This is a genomic window from Candidatus Paceibacterota bacterium (assembly GCA_036517255.1).
Classification (GTDB): domain Bacteria; phylum Patescibacteriota; class Minisyncoccia; order Phycocordibacterales; family WO2-35-19; genus DATDXE01.
Genome location: DATDXE010000006.1, coordinates 1 through 25,204, shown reverse-complemented (window position 1 = coordinate 25,204; position 25,204 = coordinate 1). Strand labels below are relative to the sequence as shown.

The following is a 25,204-nucleotide window of genomic DNA, read 5'->3' as shown; positions in this document are numbered from 1 at the left end:
AATTTTTATTTAAACTCGACGAGGCTTTTTAGGCTTTGGGCCATTGAAAGGTACAGGGGTAGAATCTTTTATAGATATAATATTTATACCCTTTGAAATAAAACCACGGATACCTGACTCTCGTCCTGAACCAACCCCTTTCACTACTACAGCTACCTCTTTCATACCGAGAGTTTGAGCTTTGGCGGCCAAAATTTCCCCGACCTTTGCAGCAGCAAAAGGAGTGCCTTTTTTAGCACCTTTAAAACCCAAAGCACCTGAGGAGGAGAATCCTAAAACATTACCTTTCTTGTCGGCTAGGACTAGTTTGGTGTTATTATATGTTGATTCTACGTTCAAAATACCGCTATCAAAATGCTTCTTGACTGAAGTGATTACCTTTTCCCCTTCTGGAGACCCATCTTTATTTTCCTCTTCTTTTTTTACAATTCTTTTCTTACCCATGTTTAATTATTTTTTATCAACTGCACGACGACCGGTACCCATAGTCTTACGAACATTGCCCCTGCGAGTACGAGAATTTGTCTTAGTCCTTTGACCTCTTACCGGCAACGTTCTTAAGTGCCGAAGGCCTCGATAAGCTTTTATATCCTTGAGACGCTTTACATTATTTGCCACTTCTCTCTTTAAATCGCCTTCCACAGTAAGGCCTTCGATTATTTTCCTCAAGTGATTTTCTTTTTCAGAATTTACATCTTTCGGTTTGGCGGCATGTTCGACTTTGGCTTCAGTCAAGATTTCTTGAGCACGAGAACGACCTATACCATAGATAGCGGTAAGACCTATCTCTAATCTTTTATTCTCAGGTATTGTGATTCCCAGTATTCTCATATTTATCCTTGACGTTGTTTATGACGAGGGTTCGACTTACAGATGACATAAACCAAGCCCTTTCTTCGGACGACTTGGCATTTGGCGCACATCTTTTTTACTGAAGCCTTTACCTTCATTCTTTAAAATTTATTTAATCCAAATTACAATCTTTTAATGATCCTTGCTCTGCCCCCATACGGATCGAGAGCGAGTTCAACCTTATCACCTACCATTACCCTAATTTTATGCAAACGCATCTTGCCGGACAGATAGGCAAGCACCTCCTCTTTATCTTGACCCAGATCTATCTTAAAAAGCGTGTTTGGAAGAGCTTCTACCACTATTCCAAGAGAAATTTCAGGACTTTGGGACATAAATATAAATCAAGATCTAGGAGTTTTATATGATAACAAAGAGGGTTAATTTAGTCAACATTTAGATGTATCTTGGCCAAATCCTTAGGAAAAGCCCCTTTCCATATAGGGCGAACAGAAGCAGAAGCTTTATAGACCGCAGGAAAACCGGCCATGACAGTGTTTAATTCATCCTTGTCTTTGCCTGCTAAATTTTCAGCAATGGTAACACCAGGGATAACGGCATATACAGTAGCCTGGCCCTCTATATTAAGAGGCAATGTGTCCGTGCTAGAAACTAACGATGGGGTAAAACCAGAATAATAAGAAGCTTTTAGGTTTTTATAATCTCTGATTTCTAGATCAAGGCCTTCCCAAGAAGAAAGATAAGAAGAACCTATAGCGGAGGATATGGATTGTTTATTTAGAATAATCACCTGGGCAGTTACCTCCCTCCTCAAGATGGCAGTATCTCCCGTAGAGTCACTTTGTGGTAAATCTTTAAATACGTAGACAATAATACCGTCGAGGAGAACAAACTCTTCTGGGATCTGCGACTCTATCTCTTTCTGAAGATCTACCTTTAGTGAAGCATCGAGTTTTTCCAAAGCAGTGACCTTATCAGTTAGAGCTACTTTTTTCATTCTACCAATAAAACCTCCTTGTATTTCTCCTATAGAATCCGCATAAAAACCTTTGAAACGAGCTGGGTCATTTTTGAAACCAGGAACCGTAAAACTAGTCTCTGCTACATTATATTTCTCACCAGATTCATCGGCCACCAAGGAAGTAACAACAGAACCAGGACCAGATGATGTTTTACCAGGAACCACGATAGACTCGGGAATTCTAAACACCAATCCATCCTTGGTTTCGAATCGAGTCCTCGCGATAAGACGCTGGGATTCAGAACTAAAATTATTGTATACAGTGATCTTACCTTCTGCTTTTTTCTCCACCATTTCCTCTCCATTTGCAGACACTTCTGTCTCACCTTCACGCTTCAGGGATATTATTTCGTAATGGAGAGCTGGCGTATTAGTAGAGTTCGAGACCAGAAGAGAAGCTTTGTAAGCTTTGAGTGCCAGATTAATTGAGACTGATTCAGACTTTGGAGTAATCGATATATTAGCGGAAGTAAAAATGGTCATCATTCCGAAAATAAAACCGACAATAACGAAGAAAGCTAGCGTGATGGCAATTTTACCCTTCTTTGCTTTTCTGGCTTTACTAGGGAATGCTGGTGGCACAAAAAAAGAAGATGGTGATGACACATTCACTCCTGATTCTTCTGGAGTATGCATTTCGACAGCTGCTGGTTCGAGCTCTTTTTCTTTATTTAAAAATACAGCTCTACCTCGCCTTCTAGCTCCACCACCCATGACGGGGACATCGCGTATACTTCGTCTTTCTGGAGGCACCACATCTTGAAAAAAATTTTTGGGCATAGTATTAGAACTTAACTTGATACATATTATAGCGTACCTACGGCTGAATTGAACACAATCTTTTCCACATCGATATTTTTCAGCAAAGCAACTTCATGATTTTCTCCAAAAATGGCATCGTAAAAGATATCCGCCATTTTTTGATTATGACAAACTAACTTTTTTTCTCCTTGAGTATACAGCTCCGTGCAAGCCTTTATGACCAAAGTCTTCCACTCACCTACAACTTTATCAAAAGCAGATTTTACAAGTGCTGAAACTTCAGGAGTAAGTGCCTGCTCATGAACTAGTCGTATATAGGAGAGAGCAATATCACGAGTAGTATTCGATTCTTCCATAACCTTTTCTATTATATCTTCTTCACCTATATCAACAAACTTAGATTTGTATACAAGAGACGAGCCTGGAGTTATCGAGGTGATACACGTATTATCAGCTTCCACGTTAATATATAGTACGGGATTATTTTTTACAGTTTTGTTGATATATAAAGCAAGGGATTTGGGTAAAGTTATTATTTCTGGCTCTAGTTCAGTATGAAATTTTACATCTTTCTTCAATATATCAAGTATCCCCGCCGCGGCAGTATATATAGAAGCTCCGATCATAATATTTTTTGATTTTTTACCAGACGGCTCAGGTACAATATAGCCATTCAAGGTAATGGAGTTAACAACTGTCTCTATAATAGTTTTCTTGTATGTATAAGCCGCGACTGGATGTGCAGAGGGTAAACCTCCAGTATCAATATTTCTCAAAGCTTCCTCCATATTTTTTTGGGAAAGAATGGTTGCCACAGAAGAAGAACCAATTTGTATATTATTTTTTTCTTCCACAACAAACCAGGGGTAGAAAATAACGACTTGGGAACTTTTTATTTTTATTCTATCTGTATCACCTATTTTTTTGCGTGTGGCTTCTACGAGCTTTGCGAAAGCTTTGTTCAAAATGTCAGAAAATTCTTTTATTTTCTCTTGGGTCAAGCCGTCCTCGGCTACAATCCTGTGGGACATCGACACTTCACTTAAAGCCGAAAATTTGTCCCCTTCGATTGCAAGTAAATGTAAATCCAAAGACCTATCGCGTACTTCCACGACTACATGAAAACCATTTTTATTTTTTTTAGATCCTGACAAAAAAGCCACTCCTAAATTATAGCAGATATCACACTATTCAAGTATTGCTTTGATGCGGCGGATGCCTTGGGAAATGGCTTCTTCTTTGAAGATTTTGAAAACTCTATCCTTCCGGCTACTGCCGTCAGGACCTACAACACTAGCGAGCTCGCTAGTGTTTACGGCATGCGGTCCACCGCAAAATTCTTTGGAATAGGCAGACTCGAGCGAGTCGCCAATATAATAAACAGAAACTTCGTCCCCATATTTATCGCCAAAAAAGTGTAAGGCTCCCATTTTTTCCGCTTCTTCTTTTTTCATTACTATTTTATTTACAGGCAAACCGCTCTTTATCTTCCCATTCACAATATCCTCTACTTTTTTCTTTTCCTCGTCTGTCATTTTCGCTGAATGTGAGAAATCGAACCTCAACCTCTCCGTAGTAATATTGCTCCCTTTCTGCTCCACATGGCTTCCTAACACATCCCGTAAAGCCTGATGCAACAAATGTGTGGCAGTATGATACTTCACCTCCATCTCGCTATGCCCCGCTAATCCCCCCTTAAATTTCTGCTCCATTCCAGATTTAGAAATCTCTTGGTGCTTCTTAAACTCATTTTCAAACTCCTGAATATTTAATTGGGGAAATTTATCCCGTATAACATCTAGAGGTAATCCATAAGTATTAAACAAGCCAAATGCCGTCTCTGGATCAATGTTGTTTAGTTTATCGAGTTCCTTTTTTCCTAAATTAAGAGCAACTATAAATTGTGATCTTTCTTTATCAATAACCTCCCAAATGATATCTCTTTTTAATTCTGGAAACTTTACTATTGTTAAATCGAAAGCAAGTTTTATTTCTACCGCTTCAAATTGAGCTAAAATCCTCCTCAGAATGCGGCGCAATACAGATTCAGCTCCCTTATTACCTGGATACACACCATCGCTAATCATAAAACTCACAGCACGAGCATGATCTACAAGTATTCTTTTTTTTCTAACACCTAATCTCTCAGATAACAGATCGATTAATTTTTTAAATAGATCAGTATCAAAAACAGTAGGTACTTTTTGCACTACTTTAGCCAAGCGTTCGAGACCCATACCCGTGTCTATGCCTTTTATTTCAAGAGGTCGAAGATTTTTATTCTTATCTTGGTAGAATTCATTAAATACAATATTCCAAATCTCTATACCATCCACATAAATCTCCGTCGTTGGTCCACACGGTCCTTCTTCACCCGTAGGTCCCCAGAAGTTATCTGCTCTGCCAAACTTTTTCACTTCTATACTCTGATCTATACTTTTCCAAATCTCCTCGGACTCTACATCGGCGGGTACTCCCTCTTCGCCCTCAAAAACCGTGACATAATCGATTTTCAAGTTCATCTCCTTGGTTACGAAATCGTATGCGTATTGGATGGCTTCTTTTTTCCAATAGCCACCAAAACTGAAATTCCCTAGCATCTCAAAAAAGGTGAGGTGCCTCTCATCCCCTACTTCTTCAATATCTGAAGTCCTGACGCATTTTTGAATCGATGTGGTATTTTTCGAATTAAAATCTACCTCCGGATCTTTCTTGCCAATATAATACGGCTTAAATTGTTGCATGCCTGCTGTAGTGAAAAGGACTGAGGAATCTCCTTCCGGTACAAGTGAGCTAGAAGGAACAATTTTATGCCCCCTTTCCTCGAAGAATTTTAAAAACTTTTGACGTATTTCAGTAGAAGTCATTCTTAATATAATACATTTTTAAAACATAAAAAAAAGGCCGGGAAGCTTAGGACTTGCTTCCCGGCAATTTCGTTTGAAGAAAAGACTCCATCTCCTCGCTTCCATACAAGGAGAGGACCATCTCTAATGGTACCCTTAATTAAGGTGCAAGTCAAAGTTATCCACAACTAGAAGATGAATCTTTTCTTGCGATGGAAAGCAATTGCGAAGCGATGAGATTCAGAGTTGGCAAGGAGAATTTCTTTTTTGTATTTAGAAGCAAATTTCTGATCACCCAAAATATCTTTGGGTTTGTGTCTTTCATCTTTTACCACACTAACTATCTTCAAATCTTTACTTTTTTCCATTTTTGCTTCTTTTAATACTCTCTCTGTAATGTTCAGTTGGGCGAGCCCCCCATCAACAACAACCAGATCTGGACTTGGCCATTCAGGGTGATTGAATCTGCGAGTCAATACTTCGGAAAGAGCTTTGGTATCATCTGCCCCGAGCTGACCTTTTATTTTAAACATCCGATAATCGCTTTTCTTAATTTCCCCGTTTTCGACTACAGTCATTACTCCTACAATATTCGTGCCCGATGTATGAGAAATATCGTAAGCCTCTATCCTAAGATTACTTCCCTCTTTCTTTGATTTTATTAAAGCAATATCGTTTATATGCTGAAGAGCAAAAATTTGTTTTTTGACCTTATTGGCTTCTTCGAAATTTTTTTGTTTTGCCAAGACTCGCATCTCTTTTTCCAACATCTTAAGCAAAACTTTCTTCTTGCCTTGGAAAAACAGTTTGATATTTCTTATAGTTATTTTGTATTTTTTCTCGGAAATTCTGCCAGTACAAACACCCGGGCAAAGACCAATTTGGGAATTAAAGCAGGGTTTAGTATTGGGCACACAATTATCTCTAAATGGAAAAATTTTGCGAACAATTTTCAAAGCTACTCTTAATTCTGAGCTGTTTGGGAATGGGCCAAATATCCCACCCTGCACCCTCCCCTTGATTAAGGGGAGGGAATTCAATTCTCTTTCTCTATGTATTAAAACTCTTGGGAATTTCTCCCGCGTTATCACGACATAGTTCCAACTTCTTTGATCTTTACCTTTGGTGTTGTAAATAGGGTTATGTTTTTTTATCAGCTCTGCTTCTAGAATTAAGGCTTCTAAAACAGAGTCGGTCTCTTGGAATTTAATTCTTATTTTTTGCAACATCATTTTTTCGATGAGCGGCCCCCGCTTCAAAGCAATATCTCCTGCAAAATAGCTCCTTATTCTGTTTCGAAGTGAAGTAGCTTTGCCAATATACATAATCTCCCCCTTTTTATTGAGGAAAAAATAGACCCCTGGACTGCCTGGTAATGGTTTTGGCTTTATCACACGAGAATGCTATCATATTTTTATACAAAATTATGTCTAAAATAAGTCTGGAACCATACAAAGGAGTGCGAGATTTTTACCCAGAAGAGAGGGCGGTGCAAAACTATATTTTCAGAGTGTGGCAAAAAGTAGCTGAAAGTTATGGTTATGAAAGATACAACGCTTCGATACTCGAACCGCTTGACTTATACAAATCAAAAAGTAACGAAGAAATAGTAAACGAACAAATCTATTCCTTCAAAGACAGGGGCGATCGAGAGGTAGCTCTCAGGCCAGAAATGACTCCGACTGTAGCCCGCATGATCGCAAATAAAATAAATGAAATTCCATTCCCTGCTCGCTGGTACTCCATAGGTAGTTTCTATCGCTACGAAAAACCGCAAAGAGGTAGGCACCGAGAATTTTGGCAATTGAATGTCGACCTTTTTGGTAATAAAAGTATTTCCTCTGATATAGAAATAGTCTCTATGGCTCCAACTATTATGAAAGCTTTTGGGGCTAAAGAGGAGGATTATGTACTCTACGTAAACAGTAGAGAATTAATGGATGATTTATATGATTCACTAGAAATACCTGTGAAAGATAGACAAGCGATATCGAGAATAATAGATAAAAAAGATAAAATTTCTGAAGAAACATTTAGAGACAGCTTAAAAGAGTTGGCAAGCGAGAAAGCTACAGAACAATTAACTTCATTATTAAATTCGAAAAATGCTATATTTGAAAAATTAGGCGACAAGGAGTCAGCCAAGTATTTACTCGATCTTTTAGAAAAACTCACTAAAATCGGCATAAAGAATATCGAGTTCAATCCCAACTTAGTGCGTGGGTTCGATTATTACACGGGTATCATATTTGAAGTGTTTGATACTAATAAGGAAAATAATAGATCCGTATTTGGTGGTGGGAGATACGATGAACTTGTAGAAATGTTTAGTGGTAAAGAAGTCCCAGCTGTGGGCTTCGGTATGGGAGATGTGACAATACAAAATTTTCTAGAGACTCATAACCTACTACCAAAATTTGAATCAACTACAAAAATTTGGATTTGTTTAGCTCCTGATACGGCAGCAGAAGAAGCAGACAAAGTGGGAAATAAATTGAGGAAAATTGGCATAAACACAGCTATAGATATTTCAGGAAGGAAACTTGGAGATCAAATTGCGGGAGCAGAAAAAAGAAAAATCCCTTATGTATTAGTGGTAGGAAAAGACGAACTAGAAAAAGGACAGTTTAAACTGAAAAATATTGAAACTAGGGAGGAGAAGGAATGTAGCTTGGAAGAAATAGTTAAGATGATACAATAATGGCCGCATGCGCAAAGTAGTATTCGACATAGAAACAAGGAATTTTTTTCAAGAAGTCGGTTCAAACAATCCGGTTGATTTGTCTATATCAGTTGTCGGTATCTATGATTCTCATACCGATTCTTATTCCACCTATTTGGAAGAAGAGTTACCACGACTCTGGCCGATACTGGAGACGACCGATATTTTAATCGGTTTCAATTCAGATCATTTTGATATCCCTTTGTTGAATAAATATTACCCTGGGAATTTAGATAAAATAAAAAGCCTAGATATTTTGAAAGAAATTCACAAAGTTGCAGGAAGAAGAATGAAACTCGATCAGTTGGCTGAAGGAACACTGGGTGTAAATAAAAGTGGTAATGGACTGGAAGCTCTACAGTGGTGGAAAAAGGGTGAAATAGAAAAAGTAAAAAATTACTGTCTTCATGATGTACGAATCACTCGCGATTTATACGAATATGCTCGCAAAAACAATAAACTCATCTTCAAAGAAGGTCCAAATTTAAACGAAATTAAACTCGACACTTCCACCTGGGAATCAATCGTCGACCCCTCCATCATGAATCGCACCCTCCCCTTTTAAATACGAAGGCCCCAGGGGCTGGCGTCAGGATGGCGTTCACGACGAGCTAGGAAGAATTGAGAAAAACCGAATACGGCAAGGAGCACTCCAGCGATAAGGCGGAAATAGACCCAAGCATCTTCACCTAGTAGACGCCAGACTAATTCATTACTTATAGCTGTCAGTATAAAAGCTATTCCCCATCGTAAAGAAAGTATTCTCCAACACTTGTCACTGACATGGAACATAGTTTGGAAAAGAGGCTTCAATAAAGATTTATTAAAATACAAACCACCTAAAACAAAAAGGCCGAATAAGCCATTATACAATGTATACTCAGCTACTAGCCAAATAGGATCGTGCATAAATAAAGTCAATAATCCAAAAAATAATATAAAAACGCTAGAGAGAATAGAGAACATCGGTAAACGTTTGTCGCGCACTAAGGATGCAGAGAGAGCCACAAGGGTACCAACCACAAGAAAGGTAGTGCCAGGAAAAAAACCAAGAAATTCGGTCCCGAAGAAAAAGGCGATGACAGGCCCGAATTCTATGAAAAACGAGATGACAAAACTTCTAGTAAGCATATTTTTGAATTATATGATATTACTCGTCTTTAAGCTGTTTTAAGAGAAACTGTCCGAAAGATTTTATTTGGAAATCGTCGTATATAGTGAGAGTGGTAACAGAAGGAATAATCTTTTCAAAATCAGATACAATTTTATCTAGTTTAGTTTTATCTTCTAGCAAATCAGTCTTGGTCAGAACGACAATTTCTTTTTTATTCAAAAGTTCTTTATCAAAGTGTGAGAGTTCACTTCTAATTATGTTGTAAACATTTATAGGATCTTCATTTTCGAGAGAAACTAGATGAACTAAAATTTTGGTACGGCGTATATGACGCAGAAATTTATGACCCAAGCCTTTTCCTGTAGCAGCTCCTTCTATAAGACCAGGAATATCAGCGATGATGAAGCCATACATTTCACCCAAGTTTGGTTCAAGAGTAGTAAAAGGATATGCACCCACTTTACTATTGCTTCTAGTAAGCTCGTTCAATAAACTAGTTTTACCTGCATTCGGTAAACCGATAAAACCAGCATCCGCCACAAGTTCGAGCTCTATATAAAATTCGGCTTCTTCGCCTTCAGTACCTGGGGTTGATTCCCTTGGACTTTGGTTTGTCGAAGCTTTGAATGATTCATTACCCCTACCTCCATTACCACCTTTCAAAACAAGAACCCTCTCTCCATCCTTTATAAGGGAAAATTTTCGGCCAGTTTTTTTATTGGTAATGATAGAGCCGATTGGAAGTTCGATATCCAGGTCTTTACCTTGAGCTCCGTGAAGGCTTTTACTACCTCCCATTTCACCATTACCAGCATCGAACTCCTTCTGGGCCTTATATTTCGAAAGCAAATGAGTATCCCGCACAGATACAACGTACACATCACCTCCCTTACCACCATCGCCCCCAGCTGGGCCACTCCACTCTTTTCCCTTCTCGTGAAGCCAGCGTACTACGCCATTACCCCCTCGGCCTGCCTTTGCGAAAATAGTTATTTCATCAGTAAATGCCATGTAATTTTCTTGCTAGAAAAAGTAGAGTATCACCCCAGCCAAAAGAAGTCGATATACGATAAAAACGTTGAAGGAATTTCTGGAAAGAAATTTGATCAAAAATTTTACAGAAATAAGACCTGAAAGAAACGCTACAAAAAAACCTACCCAAACAGTAGGATCAGAGTAAGAAAAAGAAGGAGAAACAGAATCAAAAATAATTTTTAATCCAGCGCCGACAGAGATAGGGATATAGAGAAGAAACGCAAATTTGATAGCTTCTTCTCGGGAAAGGCCGAAAAAAAGGCCACCGGAAGTAGTGATGCCTGAGCGAGATATACCAGGGATCAGTGCAAAAGTTTGAAAAATGCCAATGAAGAGACCTTTGAGTGCGGTAACTCCATGAGGTTCATTATGTTCTTTTGGAATCCTATCAGCAATAAAAAACAAAACACTACCAGCAATAAGAGCATACGCAACAAACCGTGGGTTATAAAACAACTCACTTATTTGAGATTGGAAAAAAAAGCCCATAGTAGCAGCTGGTATGGTTCCCCAAAAAATAGCCGAAAGAACTTTCTTTGATCGCATAGATGGCCCTTCAGTAAAAATATCTACCACAATTCTGCGTATATCACCCCATAGAGCGATTATAACAGCGAGAAGCGTGGCACAATTTACAAATATAGCAAAGGATAAGGAGGCTCCGTCTATCGGAATCCCTAAATAACGCTGAGCAAGTATAAGATGGCCAGAGGAAGAAATAGGCAAAAATTCGGTTATACCCTGAACGAGACCTAAGAAGATTGAGTCCAAAAAAGACATGCTATAATTTTAGCATGAAAGATGCTCTACTTATACCTTTCTCTATTATAATAGCTGGAATTCTCATTGGTGGAGGATTGTACATGTCAAAAAATTCTGGAGATATTGAAGAAAAAACGATAGATGAAGCGATAAAGCAGGCTTCAAATATGGAGGCAATAGATCCAAACGACCATCTTCTTGGAAATCCCAGTGCACGAGTTATTATAGTAGAGTACTCTGATACCGAGTGTCCATTCTGTAAAGAATTTCACAAAACTCTAAGGGCTATTATGACTGAATACGGCACGAATGGTGATATGTCTTGGATATACCGACATCTACCAATTGCCGAACTACACTCCAAAGCTCCAAAGGAAGCAGAAGCTCTTGAGTGTGCTGGGGAATTGGGCGGTAATGCAAAGTTTTGGGAGTACACAAATCGTATTTACGAAATTACACCTTCAAACAACAACCTTCCCGCTTCGGAACTTACAAATGTAGCAAAACAGGTAGGTCTTTCGTCAGAAAAATTTAATGCCTGCCTTGAAAGTGGTAAATACGCAACAAAAGTAAAATCTGATGTAGATGATGCCTTTAAAGCAGGTGCCGAGGGCACTCCGTTTTCAATAATTATCGATACTAAAAATGGCGACACCTATCCAGTAAATGGAGCTTACCCATATTCTCAACTCAAAAATATTATTGATTTAATATTGCAATCTTAAAATATAATTACTAATTTTATTTTAAATATTCTGGAGTATTAGCAACCATAAAGTCCATTACCTGACGCATGACGAAGGTGGCGCCAGTAAGATTAGTAGAAGGACCATGTTCCATAACTACAAGGTAAGCATAGCGAGGATTTTCATACGGGAAGAAACCCGTAGTCCAAGAATTGACAAATGATTTCGAAGTCCCAAGTTGAGCAGTTCCAGTTTTACCAGCGATAGCGACAGAACTCATATCAAGCCCTTTTGAAGTACCTAGAGTAACCGACATGCGCATACCTTCACGAATAATTTGGTAATGTTCTTCTTTGCCACTTATCCTCTGGCCGATCGGTACTGAAGTAGTCGCTTTCTTTTCGAATCCTGGAGTTACTAAAACCCCACCATTTGCAATAGCGGCAATAGCACGCACTATTTGAAGAGGTGTCACCTGCATACCATATTGACCTATAGCAGTGTTATATGTATCCCCCAGCCGCCAAGGTTCCCCGGGAAAATTTTTTTCTTTCCATTCTGGATTGGGAATATTGCCAACAGCTTCATCTAGAGTACCTACACCAGTCAACTGACTCAGACCAAATTTCCTAAAATACTTTTCTATTTTTTCTATACCAAGCCCTTTCTGTGAGGCGAAACCCCCTCCCACTTCATAAAAATACACATTCGACGATACAGCAATCGCTTTACGCATATCAACAGCACCGTGGGCTTTCCAATCAAGAAATATGGAAGGTTGATCTGGAAAATAAGGGTTCGGCACGACAAGTTTACCAGTACTTACTATTTCTTTTTCAGGAGAAATGACTCCCTCCTCAAGAGCTCCAAAAGCTAGAAAAGGTTTAACAACTGAGCCGGGAGTATACAGCCCAGAAATAATACGATTCAAGAAAGGTTTGGCATTGTCCGTAGAATAGGTTCTTATAGTCGAAGAAGCCTGGCCATCAGTCATAAGCTGTGAATCGTATTCAGGGTAGCTCGTAAGAGTTAGTATTTCACCTGAGTTTACATCCATAATAATACCAGCCCCCCCCAGGAAACCTACTCTTTCAGAAAGACTTTTTATTTCTTGATACATCTTTTCCTGTATCCTTAAGTCCACAGCTAATTGTAAACTGTCCCCAGCTAAAGAAGGGTCAATGAGGCTCTCACTCACCAAATTTCCAGAAACATCATTCTCTGAAATCTTAAGACCATTACGACCAGCAAGTACTTCGTTAAATAAAATCTCTACACCATCTTGTGGCTCATATTCTTCCCTGAAATAAAAACCAGATGAATCTTTAGCAGGATATTTTATAAAACCAAGTAAATGGGAAAAGCCGAATTTTTCGAGATAAATTCTTCTGGGAAAATCTTCCGACTCTTCGACAATCGAATTTGAAACAAGTATTTTTCCGTTACGATCATATATCACTCCACGAGGAGCAAGTATAGGATCATGCCGTAAGCTATTGTTCTGACTTATCTCTGCGTAAACTTTACCTTTACTTATACCCAAATCCCAAAGAGTATATACGAAAAACAAAACTGCTACGAAACATATAACATAGAAAGAAACAAAACTTCTAAAAAGTATGGGACGTTCGATCCTCCCTTCAAATTGGTGTTTATCGAAATCAGGCAGATTTCTAGAATCAAGAAAAACCTCATCTGGATAAATGAATGAATACTTCTTGCCACTAAAGGTCGATAATATTTTTTTCTTTATTTTAGAAAGCATCGAATCGTATTTTGTCTCTTAATGAGATGAAAAGGATCGTTATCCCAAAACAAATCATGGTCATGACGGGAAAGTCCAAAAGAGAACCACCAAAGTATACGACATCTAATACAAATCCAGCAAAAATACTAACGTAGATTCGCTGAAATATAAAAATAGATATTAGAGCCAGGGGGAAAAATAGCCACCAAATTATAGATAGTGGAACAAAGACAAGAAAGAAAAAAATTACTGGGGAAAATATATTATTCATAATTAATCCCCTGTTTCTATGAATAAGACAGAATTACCAAGAAGGTTAAAAGGGGGGGACAGAAAAACTTTAGAAAAAGAAGCTGCTTGATCAGGCTTAATCGACACCACAATTGCGACAACAAAATCCTGTGAGCCTGGCAAGGAAAAAACATCACCTTCCCTCATTTCCATATCAAGAGGCACTTCGAGAGCGAAAGCATTACCAGTTCCAGTAAGCTCAAGTACCACCCCACTCCTTTCGGCAATCGCAGATGTCTTCATACCTGGAGAATAGTGGGTAATAACCTTAGAATTTTTTTCTTCAACTTCTCCAACCACGCCAAGAGAAACTTTGCGAGATAGAAGCACTCGATCACCTACCGACACACCATCAAGCGACCCTTTATCGACCACGACTGTTCCAAAAGGAGTTTGTGGGGCAGCTAAAATTATTTTAGTCGGAATATAATTAGCCTCTTTCTGATCGAGTGCCTGTCGAAGTGTCTGATTTTCTACCTTCTCTCGATTAAGATCAAAAAATTCTTGCCTCAAATTTATTGCTTCCTCTTTCAGTCTATTATTTTCTTCTAAGATGGGAGAGTACGGAATAAGCACCTTAGCCCAAGAGAAAATACTACTTCCGGTGGACCGAAGAGACTTTGAGATCGGGGAAAGAACCTGAATAAACAAAGGAGCAAGATCACCTTTCCATAAATAGAAAACTGTCGTACAAATAATGACCAAAGACAGAATGCCGTAAAATTTATTACGTGCTCGATCGTTATATTTATGTTTGATGAGGGGGTAAGTCATTGTCTTCCGATATGAGTACTTCTTGGTACATACCCATATTTTCAAGGATTATACCGCAGCCGCGAGCTACGGTCGCCACAGGGTCAGTCGCGACGTGTATCGGAATTTTTAACTCTTCCTCTAAAACGTCGGCAAAGCCTCTTATGAGTGCCCCGCCACCACAAAAATAAATCCCTCTTTGCATAACATCAGAAAGAATCTCAGGAGGAGTGGCCTCAAGTACTTCTTTGCAAGCTTCGATAATAGCCGCAATAGAAAATGATATAGCTTCGCGCACGTCAGAATCGGTGATCACCACTTCACGAGGCAAACCAGTAACTAAATCGCGCCCTTTGACTTTGCATTCTTCTCCAATTCCTTTCATCACCAAATTACCAATGGATACTTTGGCGTTTTCAGCAGTTTTTTCTCCAATCAAAATCTTGAACTCACTCCTGACATAACTTGATATGTCACTGTTTAATTTATCGCCAGCTACTCTCAAGTTTTTTGAGGAAACAACCCCTCCGAGCGAGATGACCGCTATGTCAGTCGTACCTCCGCCCATATCTATTATCATAGAGCCCACCGGTTCAAGTACCGGCAAACGCAAGCCTATGGCGGCAGCCATAGGCTCTTCCACGATATAAACTTCACTTGCTCCAGCAGAACGCACCGCATCTCGAACCGCACGAGTTTCTACATTTGTAATCCCGGAAGGTACACCAACTACAACTTTGGGGCCAAAAATTTTCTTCACTCCTCTTTCAGCTTTATTGAGGAGGTAAGCAATCATTTCCTCCGTAACTTCAAAATCAGAAATCACTCCGTCGACAAGAGGCTTCACAGCTACGATGTGAGCAGGTGTACGTCCAAGCATATTGTGAGCTTCAGTGCCCACAGCCACAACCTGCCCAGTCTTCTGGTTCACCGCCACAACAGAAGGTTCATTTATAATTACCCCTTTCCCTTGGACATAAACTAGGGTATTTGCAGTCCCGAGATCAATACCAATTTCATTGTGAAGTAGTCCTTTAAATCCAGCTATTTTTGAGAGTAACCAGTGCATGCTAAACAAGCCTACACGATAGAATGAAGCTCGTCCATGTGGATATTTTTTACTTCACCCGTCTTCCTATCTTTTATTTCCAGGGTGTTTTCTTTTAGGCCTTTTTCACCGACAATCACTTGTATTGGCACTCCCAAGAGATCAGCGTCAGCAAATTTTTCCCCAGCTCTCAAATCGCGATCATCATAAAGCACTTCTACCTTTTCTGAAAGTTTTTTATAAATTTCTTCTGCTTTTACTTTCACTTCTTCAGTCTCACCTAGTCTAAGCAAGTGAACATCGAACGGAGCCACTTCCTTAGGCCAAACAATACCTTTTTCATCAGAAAGAGTTTCTACAATAGTACCTAGTACACGAGCTGGCCCTATACCATAGCACCCCATGACCACAGGCATATCTTCACCAGATTCATTTTTAAATTTACACGACAAGGGTTCGGAGAATTTAACACCCAGCTTAAATATATTACCTACCTCTATAGATTTTTTCTCAACGAGTTTTGATTTGTCTATTTTTAGATCGAAAAGAACTTCATCATTGTAGACTTCTTTATTTATCGCAACCTTACTTTCTTCATTAATATAGACTGTATCCTCTCCGGCATCAGAAACTGTCTGGAATTCGTGCGAGTATTTACTAAAAACTCCACCTGAAGCAAAAGTCTTGTAAGTATTTTTTCCTATACCACATTTTTCAAAAATATTTACATAAGCATCAGAGACTTTTTCATAAAATTGGTCGAGTGACTTGTCACTCTCATGAAAAGAATATAGATCTTTCATTACAAATTCGCGGGTTCTTATCACCCCACTACTAGCCCTGATTTCATTTCTAAATTTATTTTGAAATTGATATACAGAAAACGGCAAATTCCTATAAGAAGGAACGAATTGCTCCACCATATTCGTAATCGGTTCTTCGTGTGTCGGCCCAAGACCGAGCTCCCCACCATTTTTTAAATTTGTTTTAAACCAAACATCGATAATTTCATCGTTCCATCTATTTGTCTTTTCCCATAATTCTTTTCTCTGTAGTGTCGACATAAGCACTTCCTGACCACCCAAAGCATTCATTTCATCGCGTATAATATTTTCGATTTTATGTAATACACGAAGGCCAAGAGGCAAATAGTCATACACCCCAGCCATTTCTTTATTTATAAATCCAGCTCTAATAAGAAGTGCTGCATTTTTACTCACTTCATCAGACGGTGCTTCCCTTCTCGTTTTAGTAAATAGTTGTGACTGTCGCATATTCAAAATATTAGCAAAGAATCCTATTAAAACAAATTACCAACATCACGAATAGTAATGAGAATCATCGCAAGAATAAGGAGAACGAAGCTTATAGAATTTGCGGCATTGAAAACACGAGTGCTGATGGGCGAACCTTTTATAGCTTCGATAATAACAAACAGTACACGTCCACCGTCGAGTGAGGGAATGGGTACTAAATTTATGATAGCTAAGTTGATCGAAATGAAAGCTGTGAGAGTGAGAATGTAGACGAAACCCAAAATCGATGCGTCACCGACAATACCTACGATTCCGACTGGGCCAGTAACTTGCGATAAATCAGCTCTACCACGCACGGCATCAAACAGGAGGGATCCTAAGCCTTTGACTGTCTCCTTAAACATAACAAGCGTGATTTTAGCTCCTTCCCACAAAGCAGTATGCGGTGGAAGTTTAAGGATACCGACCATATCCATACTTATACCTATGACAAACCTCCTGCTTGCGACATTTTCAGTCGGAGTCAACTCTATGATCGAATCAAATCCACCTCTTTTTATATGAAGTTCTATTGGCTCACCTGATTGGCTTATAAAGCTCGATAAAGTGTCAGGATCAATCTTTTGTAAAATTACATTTCTAGACTCATCTTTATACCCAAAATTAGTTACGATATCGCCCGTTTTAAGCCCCGCTCTAAAAGCAGGCGAATCAGACATAACAGAAACTATTGTAAGCCGAGGCTCTGATACTCTAGCGCCCAATTCATTCTCAACCGAATAAGGCATACCGATCATGAAGCTCCCAGAAAAAAGCAACCAGGCCAAAATCATATTGAAGGTGACACCAGCGACAAGTATCACGACCTGCCAAACTTTACTGACTTCGGTAAATTTTTTCTTTTGCTGTAAAGTAAAATTGGATTCAGAATCATAATTTTCCCCAAAAATTTTTACAAAACCTCCAAATGGAATCCAATTCAGAGTAAAAGCTGTTTCTCCTTGCTTAAATAAGGTCACCATCTTGGGAGGAAAGCCGAGGCCAAATTCATCTACTCTCACACCAGCTCTCTTCGCAGCAATAAAATGTCCCAACTCGTGGACGATGACGAGGACGCTCAAGACAATAATAAAAATTATGATGCCCATTAAATTTTAGGAGAATTAGAACAGCTAGATTAATTAGAAATTTCTAAAACCTTCCTTTCTAATAATTCGTCTAGTTTAGTGTTGGTATCATCCACTATTTTTTGCAGATCATCTTTTAGTCTAAACTTTTCATCTTCACCCATACCTCCCTGTTTTTCCTTAGCTTGGATTTCATCCCAGACTTTATCACGTATACTGCGGAGAGAGATCCTAGCTTCTTCGAGTTTTTGTTTGGCAACCTTCACAAATTGTTCTCGCCTTTCGCTTGTAAGCTCCGGGAAAATAATCCTTAGACCTTTATCATCGACATTTACCGACAACCCTAAGTTTGAGGCAATAACAGCCTTCTCGATTTCCTTACCTTGCGATTTATCCCAAGGCTCGACTCTTATTGTTCTTGGATCTTCGACTAGCACTGAAGCAAGTTCTCGAAGTTGCATCCGCGAGCCATAGGCTTGCACCTGTACCGAATCGAGTATTGAAGGAGAGGCTCGACCAGTACGAATTTGGGAGAATTCTTTTTGAAGCCATTCCTCTACTTCTTTTACCTTGTCCTTTGTCGGTCCGAAGTTAAACATAAATACAATATTACAGCGAAACAGCCAAATACTCCAGTATCATCTTCATCGAAGCTCCTCGGCTACTTAAATATTTCTCAGCTTCAATTACTTTCTCGGCCTCGATATTTGTTGTTTTAGATTCTAGAAATCTTATGAATTCTCTAGCTCTTTCCTTATCTTTACTTTTTATGATCGGGGTTATTATTTTAAATCTTTCAGCTACCGTGCCTGGCATAAAAACTTCGTATTTTTTATTTATTTCTGATTCCTTTTCTTTTTGTATTATCCGGACACGAGAAAGAAGTGTGGACAGGACAGAAGCGGTATTTGGTAAAATAAGGAAAAAATAAGTTCCTTGAGGTGGCTCTTCAAAAAGTTTCAATAAAGCGTTTTGGGCTTCAGTAGTAAAAGTAGAAGTGATATCGATTACCGCCACTTTTCTATCCCCTGCGATCGGCTTCATCAAAGCCCAATCGGTCAAAGCTCTGGCCTCATCCACTCCTAGAGTTTCAAATTCTTCGTATTTAGCATCAGCGTTGCCTCTTTTAAGAAATCCTAAATTGGAAAGTTCTTTCCAAACTGAATCAGCTTCCACTCCTGACAAAATATAAGCATGATGCACCTTATCCCAAGTTTGAGGTAAAAGACTGTTGAACATAATCGTATTGTATCAAACAATCAGCCCCCACAACTTAGTGGGGGCCGAAAAACTTCAGAAAATCTCATGCTCGATCAAGTCGCCGTTGTCGTAGCGATTTCGCTGATTGTGTCCCAAGCGGCTTCCAGAGGGTTGTTAGCCTGTGTGATGGGACGGCCGACGATGATGCGATCGGCTCCAGCCTCGATTGCTTCCGCCGGAGTCATGCTACGTTTCTTGTTCTGATCGTCCCCGACAACCTTTGCAAAGAGAGGACGGATTGCCGGCGTGTTGATCGTCATGACATTGCCTATAACCGCTCGCAGTGACGGAGCTTCTTTTCCAGAAGCGATGAAGCCATCGAGACCAGCTTCAATGGCTCGCTTGGCAAGACGATCGACTGCTTCTTCGACAGGGCAACCATATATAGCGTAGGACTCGTCGTCGTCGAAAGTAGTCAAGGCCGTCACACCAAGGACTTCTACTCCACTCGGTATTGCAGCTTTGAAAGCACGCATAGCATTCAAGCCAGCGTCACAACAGACTGTCACGAATTTGGGTTGGTAAGGACCCAAAAACATACCGTCGATGGTCAAAGTTTCGCTGATATCCTTGAACTTCAGATCAGCGAATACATCGAGACCACAGTTGTTGATCTGACGGATAAGGTCGTACCCGCAGATACGGAGCGCGGAGTTCACTTTCAGACAAACCCCTGTCCCTTTCAGTTTAACGGCCAGAGCGATAACCTGACATCGTACCCAATCTTCGATACGAAATTGGCCAGGTTCGGGCTTGAAGTCGGCAGCAACGATCAATCGTTTCGCCGGTGTTAGTGTCTTCATATTCTTTCCTTTCGTGGTTGAGAGTATTAGTAGTTGGCGTTCAAACGTGCCCAGTTGCCAGGTTCTTTCGGCTTGATGGCTTCGGAACCCGCTTGGCAAAGCCAACATTTTTCCGGTTCCCACATCGGGATCGGGTGATTGATGAGAGCCACGATCTTCCTACCATCGATTTCGGCAAGGCCTGAACGGTTCACCAGCGTCAGGACAAAAGGTAGGATGGTCCCTCCTTTTTCCTCCGAAGCACGGACCGTGAGCTCGATGCTTCCACCAGTAGTGACTACGTCTTCGCAGAGAAGCACATATTCGCCTGGTTTTACGCATCGTTCAGGGTCGCTAAACACCATCATCTTTTTTCCGTCTTCCTCCGCCTTTGCGGGAGAAGCCCAGTTGCAAGGCCTTTCCCTCAAGATGCCCACCACATTGTGTAGCAGTTCAGAGAGCTTCGTCGCCCCTGTTTGAGGACCGACGACACGATCGATCCGTTCAGTGTTGCCTCGCTCTTGCACGAAAAGCTCGGCGAGGTCGTAAGCGGCATTACGAAGAAAATGTTCGTGTGGGATCACCTCTCGGCTGTTGAAAAAGTCGGGAGAGTGGAGCCCCGAAGTAAGTAGTGGATGGGGACGGTTTACGTTCCCATCATGAATGAAAAGAGCATCCAGTTCTTGGTATACCCGTATCCAGCCAGCCTGGTCTCGTATCATACGATTTCCTTTCAAGTTTCATTATCGGAATTATAGGTCCGACTCCAAATTCACAATATATTATAAAAAAGAAAAGTAAAGAAGAGATATGATTAAAATAATATTCCAAAACAAAAACCACTTTCAGATAAGAAAGTGGTTTTTGTTTTTGAGAAACTGAAATTATTCAGCAGCTTCGTCTCCTGCATCTTCCTCGACATCAGCTGCAGCAGCTTTAGCTACGCAAGCAGCACAAAGGCCGTCTTCATTCAATTCTACGTCAGTTGCTCCGCAAGTACATGTTCCAATCATTTATTTTGATTACGCTTTTAATAAAAACAGAACACCATGATATATCCTCAAAGTTATTTTGTCCAGTTTTAATTTCATTAAAATATGTTATGCTCATCCCAATATGAACGAAAATCTAAGCAACGAGAAAAGAATCGTATCCGTGATCGCGCTGCTAGCTATAGCTATCGCCCTATTCTTTGCCTACGATACTTACATAAGTGAAAAAGGGAAAGCTTGGAATGTTTTCCAGGATTATCTTACTGCTTCCAGAGAGCATGATTTAGAAAGAATGAAAACACTGGCTCACCATCTTTCCTCTGTATGTGAAGATTCCCCTGAAAGTGATGATTGTAAAACTAGGATGGACACAGTAGCTTTAATAGGTGGGGAATTCAATAAAAGCAATTTTAAAAATGTTTGGAGTGATGAAAAACAACTTGTGTTAGTAACTAATTGGGATGAACAGGACACGGAAGATACTATTATTAGAATGCGTCAGATAATATATTTTCTAAAATCAGAAGGTGAAATAAAATTAGTGGCTTTCAAACCATGGCAAGGCACCTTCATGGTGAAGGATAAAGAAAATCCTCGCCCTGTCGAAGAACTGCAATCAATGATCAAAACATATACCGACGACCTCGACTTCGATGGTATGGACGATTATTTAGAAGAGTGTCTCTCCGATAGCCAAGAAGAAACCTGTATCAAAACCGATCCGAAATTGCGTGATAGTGATGGCGATGGCTTCTGGGATGGAGTCCAAGCTCAATTTGAAGCGAAGTAGGCTATTTTATTCTCTTAGTCTTGAGCCAAACAGCATACTTGCTTGCCATATCTTCGAAACTCTTTGAATTATCGGTAATGTTTTTCTTCCCTGAAAGCATCCTTATCTTCGCATTCAATTTAATCGGTCCGTTTAGTTGGGGAACCTTCTTCAGTCTTAGAGCCCTGTCTTTTGCTAATTTGAGTATTTGAGGCAAGCTCTTAGTAGTGTTTTTGAGCCAGGCGTTAGCTGATAATTTTTTACCAGTCATTATTTTTACAAAATCTTTAAAATTTTTTGACGCTCCGAGCTTCCAAACTCTTGCCATCTCCTCTCCTACTTTAGGGTTATCGACAATATATCCATACTTATCGTAAAAGTATTCTCTCCATTGAGTGAGGGCGAGTTCTGCTAAGCCATAGCCGTGATAGGAGCAAGTTGAGGACCAGCTATAGATATGCGGTACAGTTAAAATTCTGAGTGAATCTTCAGAATAGTCCTGATATTTCTTCCAAATTTTTTTAGCAGCTTTGATTACCTTATCGGTTGTGAGTTTTTTCTCTTCATAAACTATTTTCTCGAAATTACAGATAGCCATAATCGAATTTAAACCAAGAGGTCTCAAAATCGAAAGGCGTTCGATTTTTCTTTTAAATAACTCAAATGGATATATTTCTCCTTTCTGATTTTTAGCGTATCGCGACCTCCACTCATAACTGCTATACAAAGTATCGAGAAACATACTGTGAGTTTCTGCCCAGGCAGTCGACATGGGAGGATATTCATGATTAAGACATACTTCGGTCTGTTCAGAGTTAAGTAAATGCGCCGCATGACCTCCTTCGTGGAACAGTGTGTTGTAGCCTGGCACAGCAGAACCCACCTGACCATACACAACATTACAAGTAAAATTAGATAAACCAGTGATCCGTTTTCCATCTTTATAATGAATAGGTACGGGCCAATGACAAAAGCCATTACTATACTTACCCTTTCTGTCGAGCAGATCTAGATTGATGGAACTTCCTCTGAAATCTATCCCTAATGCAGCAAATGATTTACCCCATCGTATTAACGCTTCTTCGAACGGGAAATACTGATCTTCCTCCATAGTGAAATCGCCTGCCATCATATAAGAAAAGTTCCACGGCTTTCTAAGTCCCGGTATTTTCTTTTCAAGTTTTCTTATACTTGTAAAAGCAAATTTGGTTTTTTTATATAGATGATCAAATATTTTGAAAAGCTCATTTTTGGTCATCCCCTCTTCTGTAAAAATCTTATATTCATAGAAATCAGCGAATCCTAAACCGATAGCATACTGGTTTAGGAGGCCGACATACTTAACGTAATTCTTTATATTACTGTAAGCAAGCTTTTCTCCTCCGAGAAAAAAGGCCTTACGCAAATTTTCATCTTTTTCGGTGCGCAACATACCACGCATTTTATGTGATGAGGCTTCCACAAATTTATTGCTGTGTGGATCTATATAGCCTTCTTTTCTAGTAGTAGCCACTTTACCCATCTTCGTCTCTAACTTCGATATTTTGTCTTTCAATATATTCAGATGCTTCGGTGTTTGATAACAATTAAAAAATTTTGTCCAAGCATTGAGTTTTTCTTTATCCTCTTTAGTTAATTTATTATTCTCGATCAAAATTTTGACTTGATCAAAAAGTTTATGGTTTGATTTGAAAGTATCAAGTTCCTTCAAGGCAGTGTCCTTCTTTTTATCAATAGAATGATCCCCCATATAAGAGATCCAGAAGTAATTTTCATATGCGGCATGAAGCCTTAGATACTCCTTATTTAGGTAAATGAGCAACTTCTTAGTTTCGTTTTGAATTTTTGATATTTTACTTTTCTGCATTCAGCTATTCTATATCAAATCTGAAGTAAATAAAGGCTAGAGAGAAGAGGCCTCAAATCAGTACTTTCGGATCACTCCTTTGACGATGGCAGCAATTTTTAAATCGTATTCAGGATAAATCGGCTTATATTTTTTGTTGGCTGGTTCTAAATAAATTTGGCTACCCTTTTTGCGAAGAAATTTCATGGTCCACCCACCATCGACTTCAGCGATGACGATATCGCCATCTTTGGCATCATCTTTGCGCTCAGCCACAACAAAATCACCTTCGTGTATTCCCTCTTCTATCATAGAGTCCCCTTTTACTTCAAGTAGATAAGTCGAGTCAGGATTTTTCACCAGCATTTCGGAGATACTTATGGTATCGAGCGCCTGTTCTTCAGCCACTGATGGCATGCCGGCTTCAACAAGGCCAAGGAGTGGTACCTCGCCCACGAGTCTCCGAGGCAAAATTCTGCCATTCGAATCCTTCTCTACCACTCCTTCCTCCACTAATTTATTAATAAGCTTGTATACAGCATTTTTAGACTTGAATTGGAAAAGAGAAAGCATCTCCTTATACCCTGGCATACGTTTATGCTTCCGATAGAAGTTTATTATTTTGTTTTTATTTTCTAAAAATGGCATTGCAAATACATTTCAATCTAAAAACGAAAGGTGGAAAAAGCTCCGAACCAACTGCCACTTACAGCTTGCCTATTCAAATTATAAAGTTGGCAAAGCAACTCTTTATGCTTTCTCGCTTCCCAAGCATACGACCTCCCTCTCACAATCTTAGCATCGATCTTGTCATTTAAATTCTCCAACTCTCTCCTGATCCTCTTTTTCAGACTTATTGTGTTCATAATATTTTGACTAACTTACTAATGTAAATATTATAAGTGAACCCTAGTTCACCGTGCAAGTAAAACCTGTGGATAAATAAAAACAAAACCCGCCCCCTGCGGATTTTGTCCTGCAGGAGGCGGGTGAACTTACCCATGTACAGCCATCAGAGTATCTTGAGCTCGAGCAATCATCCCTCGAGCGAAAGCGTCGGCAAACTTGTTGGCGATCTTGTAGATAAGGCTGCGGCTACCTCGAAGTGGTCGGTCAAGAACGTACGTGCAGATGCCTCTTAGTTCACAATCGAGATTACTCCCATGCAGGAGGTAGCACTTCGTCCCGAAAACCTCTTGGAGAGTTTGGGGCACGAGTTCATCGCCCCAATACTTGTCTTCGAAACGAATCAGGACGCAGATTCTCATCTTCGTCCTTGTGTCGGCTCCGATGAAAGTCATGAGGCCGATTCTTTCTGGACTCGGCACTCCATTAGGATCCATGCTGAAATTGAGACCAAGGGAATGAAGGACCTCCACATCTTCCCTCTTTATCACCACATCACGATGAACTAAATTTTCAATCATCCAATTCCTTTCATTCCGATTCCGCGCCTGGAAAACGCAAAAAAGTTGACGGATGTTTCAAGAGCCCGTTCACTGGCTCATTTTTTCCAGTTGATTTATAACATTAAATTCACAGGAAGAGAAGCGAAACCCGCGTCAGTCCATG

Annotated in this window: 29 protein-coding genes; 4 read left to right on the top strand and 25 right to left on the bottom strand. The window is 39.7% G+C overall.

The window, feature by feature from the left end; translation table 11 throughout:
- Positions 1-9 precede the first annotated feature (9 nt).
- The 8 genes from rpsK to VJH67_01320 all read right to left on the bottom strand — a co-directional run bounded on the left by rpsK (position 10) and on the right by VJH67_01320 (position 6,836).
- A complete protein-coding gene (rpsK, locus tag VJH67_01355) occupies positions 10-444 on the bottom strand; it encodes a 30S ribosomal protein S11 (protein HEY4515815.1) in 435 nt (144 codons plus the stop codon).
- A gap of 6 nt (positions 445-450) precedes the next feature.
- Entirely contained in the window at positions 451-831 is a 381-nt protein-coding gene (gene rpsM / locus VJH67_01350; GenBank protein HEY4515814.1) for a 30S ribosomal protein S13, read from the bottom strand.
- Positions 832-833: 2 nt separating this feature from the next.
- Positions 834-950, bottom strand: a complete 117-nt coding sequence (gene rpmJ, locus VJH67_01345) for a 50S ribosomal protein L36 (protein HEY4515813.1) — start codon at positions 948-950, stop codon at positions 834-836.
- Positions 951-974: 24 nt separating this feature from the next.
- The gene (gene infA / locus VJH67_01340; GenBank protein HEY4515812.1) at positions 975-1,187 is read right to left on the bottom strand and encodes a translation initiation factor IF-1; all 213 of its coding nucleotides are present in this window, start codon (positions 1,185-1,187) and stop codon (positions 975-977) included.
- A gap of 50 nt (positions 1,188-1,237) precedes the next feature.
- Entirely contained in the window at positions 1,238-2,614 is a 1,377-nt protein-coding gene (locus VJH67_01335; protein HEY4515811.1) for a hypothetical protein, read from the bottom strand.
- 26 nt (positions 2,615-2,640) lie between these two features.
- The gene (locus VJH67_01330) at positions 2,641-3,759 is read right to left on the bottom strand and encodes a hypothetical protein (protein HEY4515810.1); all 1,119 of its coding nucleotides are present in this window, start codon (positions 3,757-3,759) and stop codon (positions 2,641-2,643) included.
- Between the two features lie 24 nt (positions 3,760-3,783).
- Positions 3,784-5,463: an alanine--tRNA ligase-related protein gene (locus VJH67_01325; protein ID HEY4515809.1), complete on the bottom strand. Its 1,680-nt coding sequence runs from the start codon at positions 5,461-5,463 to the stop codon at positions 3,784-3,786.
- Between the two features lie 167 nt (positions 5,464-5,630).
- On the bottom strand, positions 5,631-6,836 hold the full coding sequence (locus VJH67_01320) for a GIY-YIG nuclease family protein (GenBank protein HEY4515808.1): 1,206 nt from the start codon (positions 6,834-6,836) through the stop codon (positions 5,631-5,633).
- A 32-nt stretch (positions 6,837-6,868) separates the two neighbouring features.
- Between VJH67_01320 and hisS the strand changes: the two genes are divergently transcribed.
- Positions 6,869-8,143, top strand: coding sequence for a histidine--tRNA ligase (gene hisS / locus VJH67_01315; GenBank protein ID HEY4515807.1), 1,275 nt, complete (start codon positions 6,869-6,871; stop codon positions 8,141-8,143).
- 7 nt (positions 8,144-8,150) lie between these two features.
- On the top strand, positions 8,151-8,729 hold the full coding sequence (locus tag VJH67_01310; protein HEY4515806.1) for a ribonuclease H-like domain-containing protein: 579 nt from the start codon (positions 8,151-8,153) through the stop codon (positions 8,727-8,729).
- Here VJH67_01310 and VJH67_01305 read toward each other — a convergent pair.
- Genes VJH67_01305 through VJH67_01295 form a run of 3 tightly spaced genes read right to left on the bottom strand, consistent with a single transcriptional unit; the run spans position 8,726 to position 11,093 of the window.
- Positions 8,726-9,295, bottom strand: a complete 570-nt coding sequence (locus VJH67_01305) for a septation protein IspZ (GenBank protein HEY4515805.1) — start codon at positions 9,293-9,295, stop codon at positions 8,726-8,728. The genes VJH67_01310 and VJH67_01305 overlap by 4 nt on opposite strands.
- A 19-nt stretch (positions 9,296-9,314) precedes the next feature.
- Positions 9,315-10,289 carry a GTPase ObgE gene (gene obgE, locus VJH67_01300; protein HEY4515804.1) on the bottom strand — a complete coding sequence of 325 codons (975 nt, stop codon included), beginning with the start codon at positions 10,287-10,289 and terminating at the stop codon, positions 9,315-9,317.
- A 12-nt stretch (positions 10,290-10,301) separates the two neighbouring features.
- Complete coding sequence (locus VJH67_01295; GenBank protein ID HEY4515803.1) at positions 10,302-11,093, bottom strand: undecaprenyl-diphosphate phosphatase; 792 nt, start codon at positions 11,091-11,093, stop codon at positions 10,302-10,304.
- 14 nt (positions 11,094-11,107) lie between these two features.
- On the opposite strand from VJH67_01295, the gene VJH67_01290 reads away from it, so the two are divergent.
- The gene (locus VJH67_01290) at positions 11,108-11,800 is read left to right on the top strand and encodes a thioredoxin domain-containing protein (protein ID HEY4515802.1); all 693 of its coding nucleotides are present in this window, start codon (positions 11,108-11,110) and stop codon (positions 11,798-11,800) included.
- 16 nt (positions 11,801-11,816) lie between these two features.
- On the opposite strand, the gene VJH67_01285 is transcribed toward VJH67_01290, so the two are convergent.
- From VJH67_01285 to VJH67_01240, 10 genes are all read right to left on the bottom strand, one after another.
- Positions 11,817-13,526 (bottom strand): penicillin-binding transpeptidase domain-containing protein, encoded by a 1,710-nt coding sequence (locus VJH67_01285; protein HEY4515801.1) that lies wholly within the window; start codon positions 13,524-13,526, stop codon positions 11,817-11,819.
- A gap of 255 nt (positions 13,527-13,781) precedes the next feature.
- Entirely contained in the window at positions 13,782-14,573 is a 792-nt protein-coding gene (mreC, locus tag VJH67_01280) for a rod shape-determining protein MreC (GenBank protein ID HEY4515800.1), read from the bottom strand.
- A complete protein-coding gene (locus tag VJH67_01275; GenBank protein HEY4515799.1) occupies positions 14,548-15,621 on the bottom strand; it encodes a rod shape-determining protein in 1,074 nt (357 codons plus the stop codon). Before VJH67_01275 ends, mreC begins: the two co-directional genes overlap by 26 nt.
- A gap of 11 nt (positions 15,622-15,632) precedes the next feature.
- Positions 15,633-16,874 carry an aminoacyl--tRNA ligase-related protein gene (locus tag VJH67_01270; GenBank protein ID HEY4515798.1) on the bottom strand — a complete coding sequence of 414 codons (1,242 nt, stop codon included), beginning with the start codon at positions 16,872-16,874 and terminating at the stop codon, positions 15,633-15,635.
- Between the two features lie 26 nt (positions 16,875-16,900).
- Complete coding sequence (locus tag VJH67_01265) at positions 16,901-18,004, bottom strand: site-2 protease family protein (GenBank protein HEY4515797.1); 1,104 nt, start codon at positions 18,002-18,004, stop codon at positions 16,901-16,903.
- A gap of 29 nt (positions 18,005-18,033) precedes the next feature.
- Positions 18,034-18,582 (bottom strand): ribosome recycling factor, encoded by a 549-nt coding sequence (gene frr, locus VJH67_01260; GenBank protein ID HEY4515796.1) that lies wholly within the window; start codon positions 18,580-18,582, stop codon positions 18,034-18,036.
- Between the two features lie 10 nt (positions 18,583-18,592).
- Complete coding sequence (locus VJH67_01255; GenBank protein HEY4515795.1) at positions 18,593-19,222, bottom strand: hypothetical protein; 630 nt, start codon at positions 19,220-19,222, stop codon at positions 18,593-18,595.
- A 74-nt stretch (positions 19,223-19,296) separates the two neighbouring features.
- Positions 19,297-20,046, bottom strand: coding sequence for an orotidine-5'-phosphate decarboxylase (pyrF, locus tag VJH67_01250; GenBank protein ID HEY4515794.1), 750 nt, complete (start codon positions 20,044-20,046; stop codon positions 19,297-19,299).
- A gap of 26 nt (positions 20,047-20,072) precedes the next feature.
- On the bottom strand, positions 20,073-20,747 hold the full coding sequence (locus VJH67_01245) for a hypothetical protein (protein ID HEY4515793.1): 675 nt from the start codon (positions 20,745-20,747) through the stop codon (positions 20,073-20,075).
- 162 nt (positions 20,748-20,909) lie between these two features.
- Positions 20,910-21,038 (bottom strand): hypothetical protein, encoded by a 129-nt coding sequence (locus VJH67_01240; GenBank protein ID HEY4515792.1) that lies wholly within the window; start codon positions 21,036-21,038, stop codon positions 20,910-20,912.
- A gap of 103 nt (positions 21,039-21,141) precedes the next feature.
- On the opposite strand from VJH67_01240, the gene VJH67_01235 reads away from it, so the two are divergent.
- Positions 21,142-21,807 carry a hypothetical protein gene (locus VJH67_01235; GenBank protein HEY4515791.1) on the top strand — a complete coding sequence of 222 codons (666 nt, stop codon included), beginning with the start codon at positions 21,142-21,144 and terminating at the stop codon, positions 21,805-21,807.
- A gap of 1 nt (position 21,808) precedes the next feature.
- On the opposite strand, the gene VJH67_01230 is transcribed toward VJH67_01235, so the two are convergent.
- The 4 genes from VJH67_01230 to VJH67_01215 form a co-directional block, all read right to left on the bottom strand.
- Positions 21,809-23,653 (bottom strand): M3 family metallopeptidase, encoded by a 1,845-nt coding sequence (locus tag VJH67_01230; GenBank protein ID HEY4515790.1) that lies wholly within the window; start codon positions 23,651-23,653, stop codon positions 21,809-21,811.
- A gap of 57 nt (positions 23,654-23,710) precedes the next feature.
- On the bottom strand, positions 23,711-24,280 hold the full coding sequence (lexA, locus tag VJH67_01225) for a transcriptional repressor LexA (GenBank protein HEY4515789.1): 570 nt from the start codon (positions 24,278-24,280) through the stop codon (positions 23,711-23,713).
- A 17-nt stretch (positions 24,281-24,297) separates the two neighbouring features.
- Complete coding sequence (locus tag VJH67_01220; protein ID HEY4515788.1) at positions 24,298-24,498, bottom strand: hypothetical protein; 201 nt, start codon at positions 24,496-24,498, stop codon at positions 24,298-24,300.
- Positions 24,499-24,627: 129 nt separating this feature from the next.
- The gene (locus VJH67_01215; protein HEY4515787.1) at positions 24,628-25,059 is read right to left on the bottom strand and encodes a hypothetical protein; all 432 of its coding nucleotides are present in this window, start codon (positions 25,057-25,059) and stop codon (positions 24,628-24,630) included.
- Positions 25,060-25,204: the final 145 nt, after the last annotated feature.

Bases quoted from the DNA above. Each gene is read 5' to 3' on its own strand.
- VJH67_01235 (HEY4515791.1), top strand. From the start codon at position 21,142: ATGAACGAAAATCTAAGCAACGAGAAAAGAATCGTATCCGTGATCGCG.
- mreC (HEY4515800.1), bottom strand. From the start codon at position 14,573: ATGACTTACCCCCTCATCAAACATAAATATAACGATCGAGCACGTAAT.
- VJH67_01305 (HEY4515805.1), bottom strand. From the start codon at position 9,295: ATGCTTACTAGAAGTTTTGTCATCTCGTTTTTCATAGAATTCGGGCCT.
- VJH67_01215 (HEY4515787.1), bottom strand. From the start codon at position 25,059: ATGATTGAAAATTTAGTTCATCGTGATGTGGTGATAAAGAGGGAAGAT.
- hisS (HEY4515807.1), top strand. From the start codon at position 6,869: ATGTCTAAAATAAGTCTGGAACCATACAAAGGAGTGCGAGATTTTTAC.
- rpsM (HEY4515814.1), bottom strand. From the start codon at position 831: ATGAGAATACTGGGAATCACAATACCTGAGAATAAAAGATTAGAGATA.
- VJH67_01325 (HEY4515809.1), bottom strand. From the start codon at position 5,463: ATGACTTCTACTGAAATACGTCAAAAGTTTTTAAAATTCTTCGAGGAA.
- VJH67_01295 (HEY4515803.1), bottom strand. From the start codon at position 11,093: ATGTCTTTTTTGGACTCAATCTTCTTAGGTCTCGTTCAGGGTATAACC.
- VJH67_01275 (HEY4515799.1), bottom strand. From the start codon at position 15,621: ATGCACTGGTTACTCTCAAAAATAGCTGGATTTAAAGGACTACTTCAC.
- VJH67_01240 (HEY4515792.1), bottom strand. From the start codon at position 21,038: ATGATTGGAACATGTACTTGCGGAGCAACTGACGTAGAATTGAATGAA.
- VJH67_01255 (HEY4515795.1), bottom strand. From the start codon at position 19,222: ATGTTCAACAGTCTTTTACCTCAAACTTGGGATAAGGTGCATCATGCT.
- VJH67_01290 (HEY4515802.1), top strand. From the start codon at position 11,108: ATGAAAGATGCTCTACTTATACCTTTCTCTATTATAATAGCTGGAATT.
- infA (HEY4515812.1), bottom strand. From the start codon at position 1,187: ATGTCCCAAAGTCCTGAAATTTCTCTTGGAATAGTGGTAGAAGCTCTT.
- rpmJ (HEY4515813.1), bottom strand. From the start codon at position 950: ATGAAGGTAAAGGCTTCAGTAAAAAAGATGTGCGCCAAATGCCAAGTC.
- pyrF (HEY4515794.1), bottom strand. From the start codon at position 20,046: ATGAAGACACTAACACCGGCGAAACGATTGATCGTTGCTGCCGACTTC.
- VJH67_01220 (HEY4515788.1), bottom strand. From the start codon at position 24,498: ATGAACACAATAAGTCTGAAAAAGAGGATCAGGAGAGAGTTGGAGAAT.
- lexA (HEY4515789.1), bottom strand. From the start codon at position 24,280: ATGCCATTTTTAGAAAATAAAAACAAAATAATAAACTTCTATCGGAAG.
- VJH67_01335 (HEY4515811.1), bottom strand. From the start codon at position 2,614: ATGCCCAAAAATTTTTTTCAAGATGTGGTGCCTCCAGAAAGACGAAGT.
- VJH67_01230 (HEY4515790.1), bottom strand. From the start codon at position 23,653: ATGCAGAAAAGTAAAATATCAAAAATTCAAAACGAAACTAAGAAGTTG.
- obgE (HEY4515804.1), bottom strand. From the start codon at position 10,289: ATGGCATTTACTGATGAAATAACTATTTTCGCAAAGGCAGGCCGAGGG.
- VJH67_01285 (HEY4515801.1), bottom strand. From the start codon at position 13,526: ATGCTTTCTAAAATAAAGAAAAAAATATTATCGACCTTTAGTGGCAAG.
- VJH67_01270 (HEY4515798.1), bottom strand. From the start codon at position 16,874: ATGCGACAGTCACAACTATTTACTAAAACGAGAAGGGAAGCACCGTCT.
- frr (HEY4515796.1), bottom strand. From the start codon at position 18,582: ATGTTTAACTTCGGACCGACAAAGGACAAGGTAAAAGAAGTAGAGGAA.
- rpsK (HEY4515815.1), bottom strand. From the start codon at position 444: ATGGGTAAGAAAAGAATTGTAAAAAAAGAAGAGGAAAATAAAGATGGG.
- VJH67_01245 (HEY4515793.1), bottom strand. From the start codon at position 20,747: ATGATACGAGACCAGGCTGGCTGGATACGGGTATACCAAGAACTGGAT.
- VJH67_01310 (HEY4515806.1), top strand. From the start codon at position 8,151: ATGCGCAAAGTAGTATTCGACATAGAAACAAGGAATTTTTTTCAAGAA.
- VJH67_01265 (HEY4515797.1), bottom strand. From the start codon at position 18,004: ATGGGCATCATAATTTTTATTATTGTCTTGAGCGTCCTCGTCATCGTC.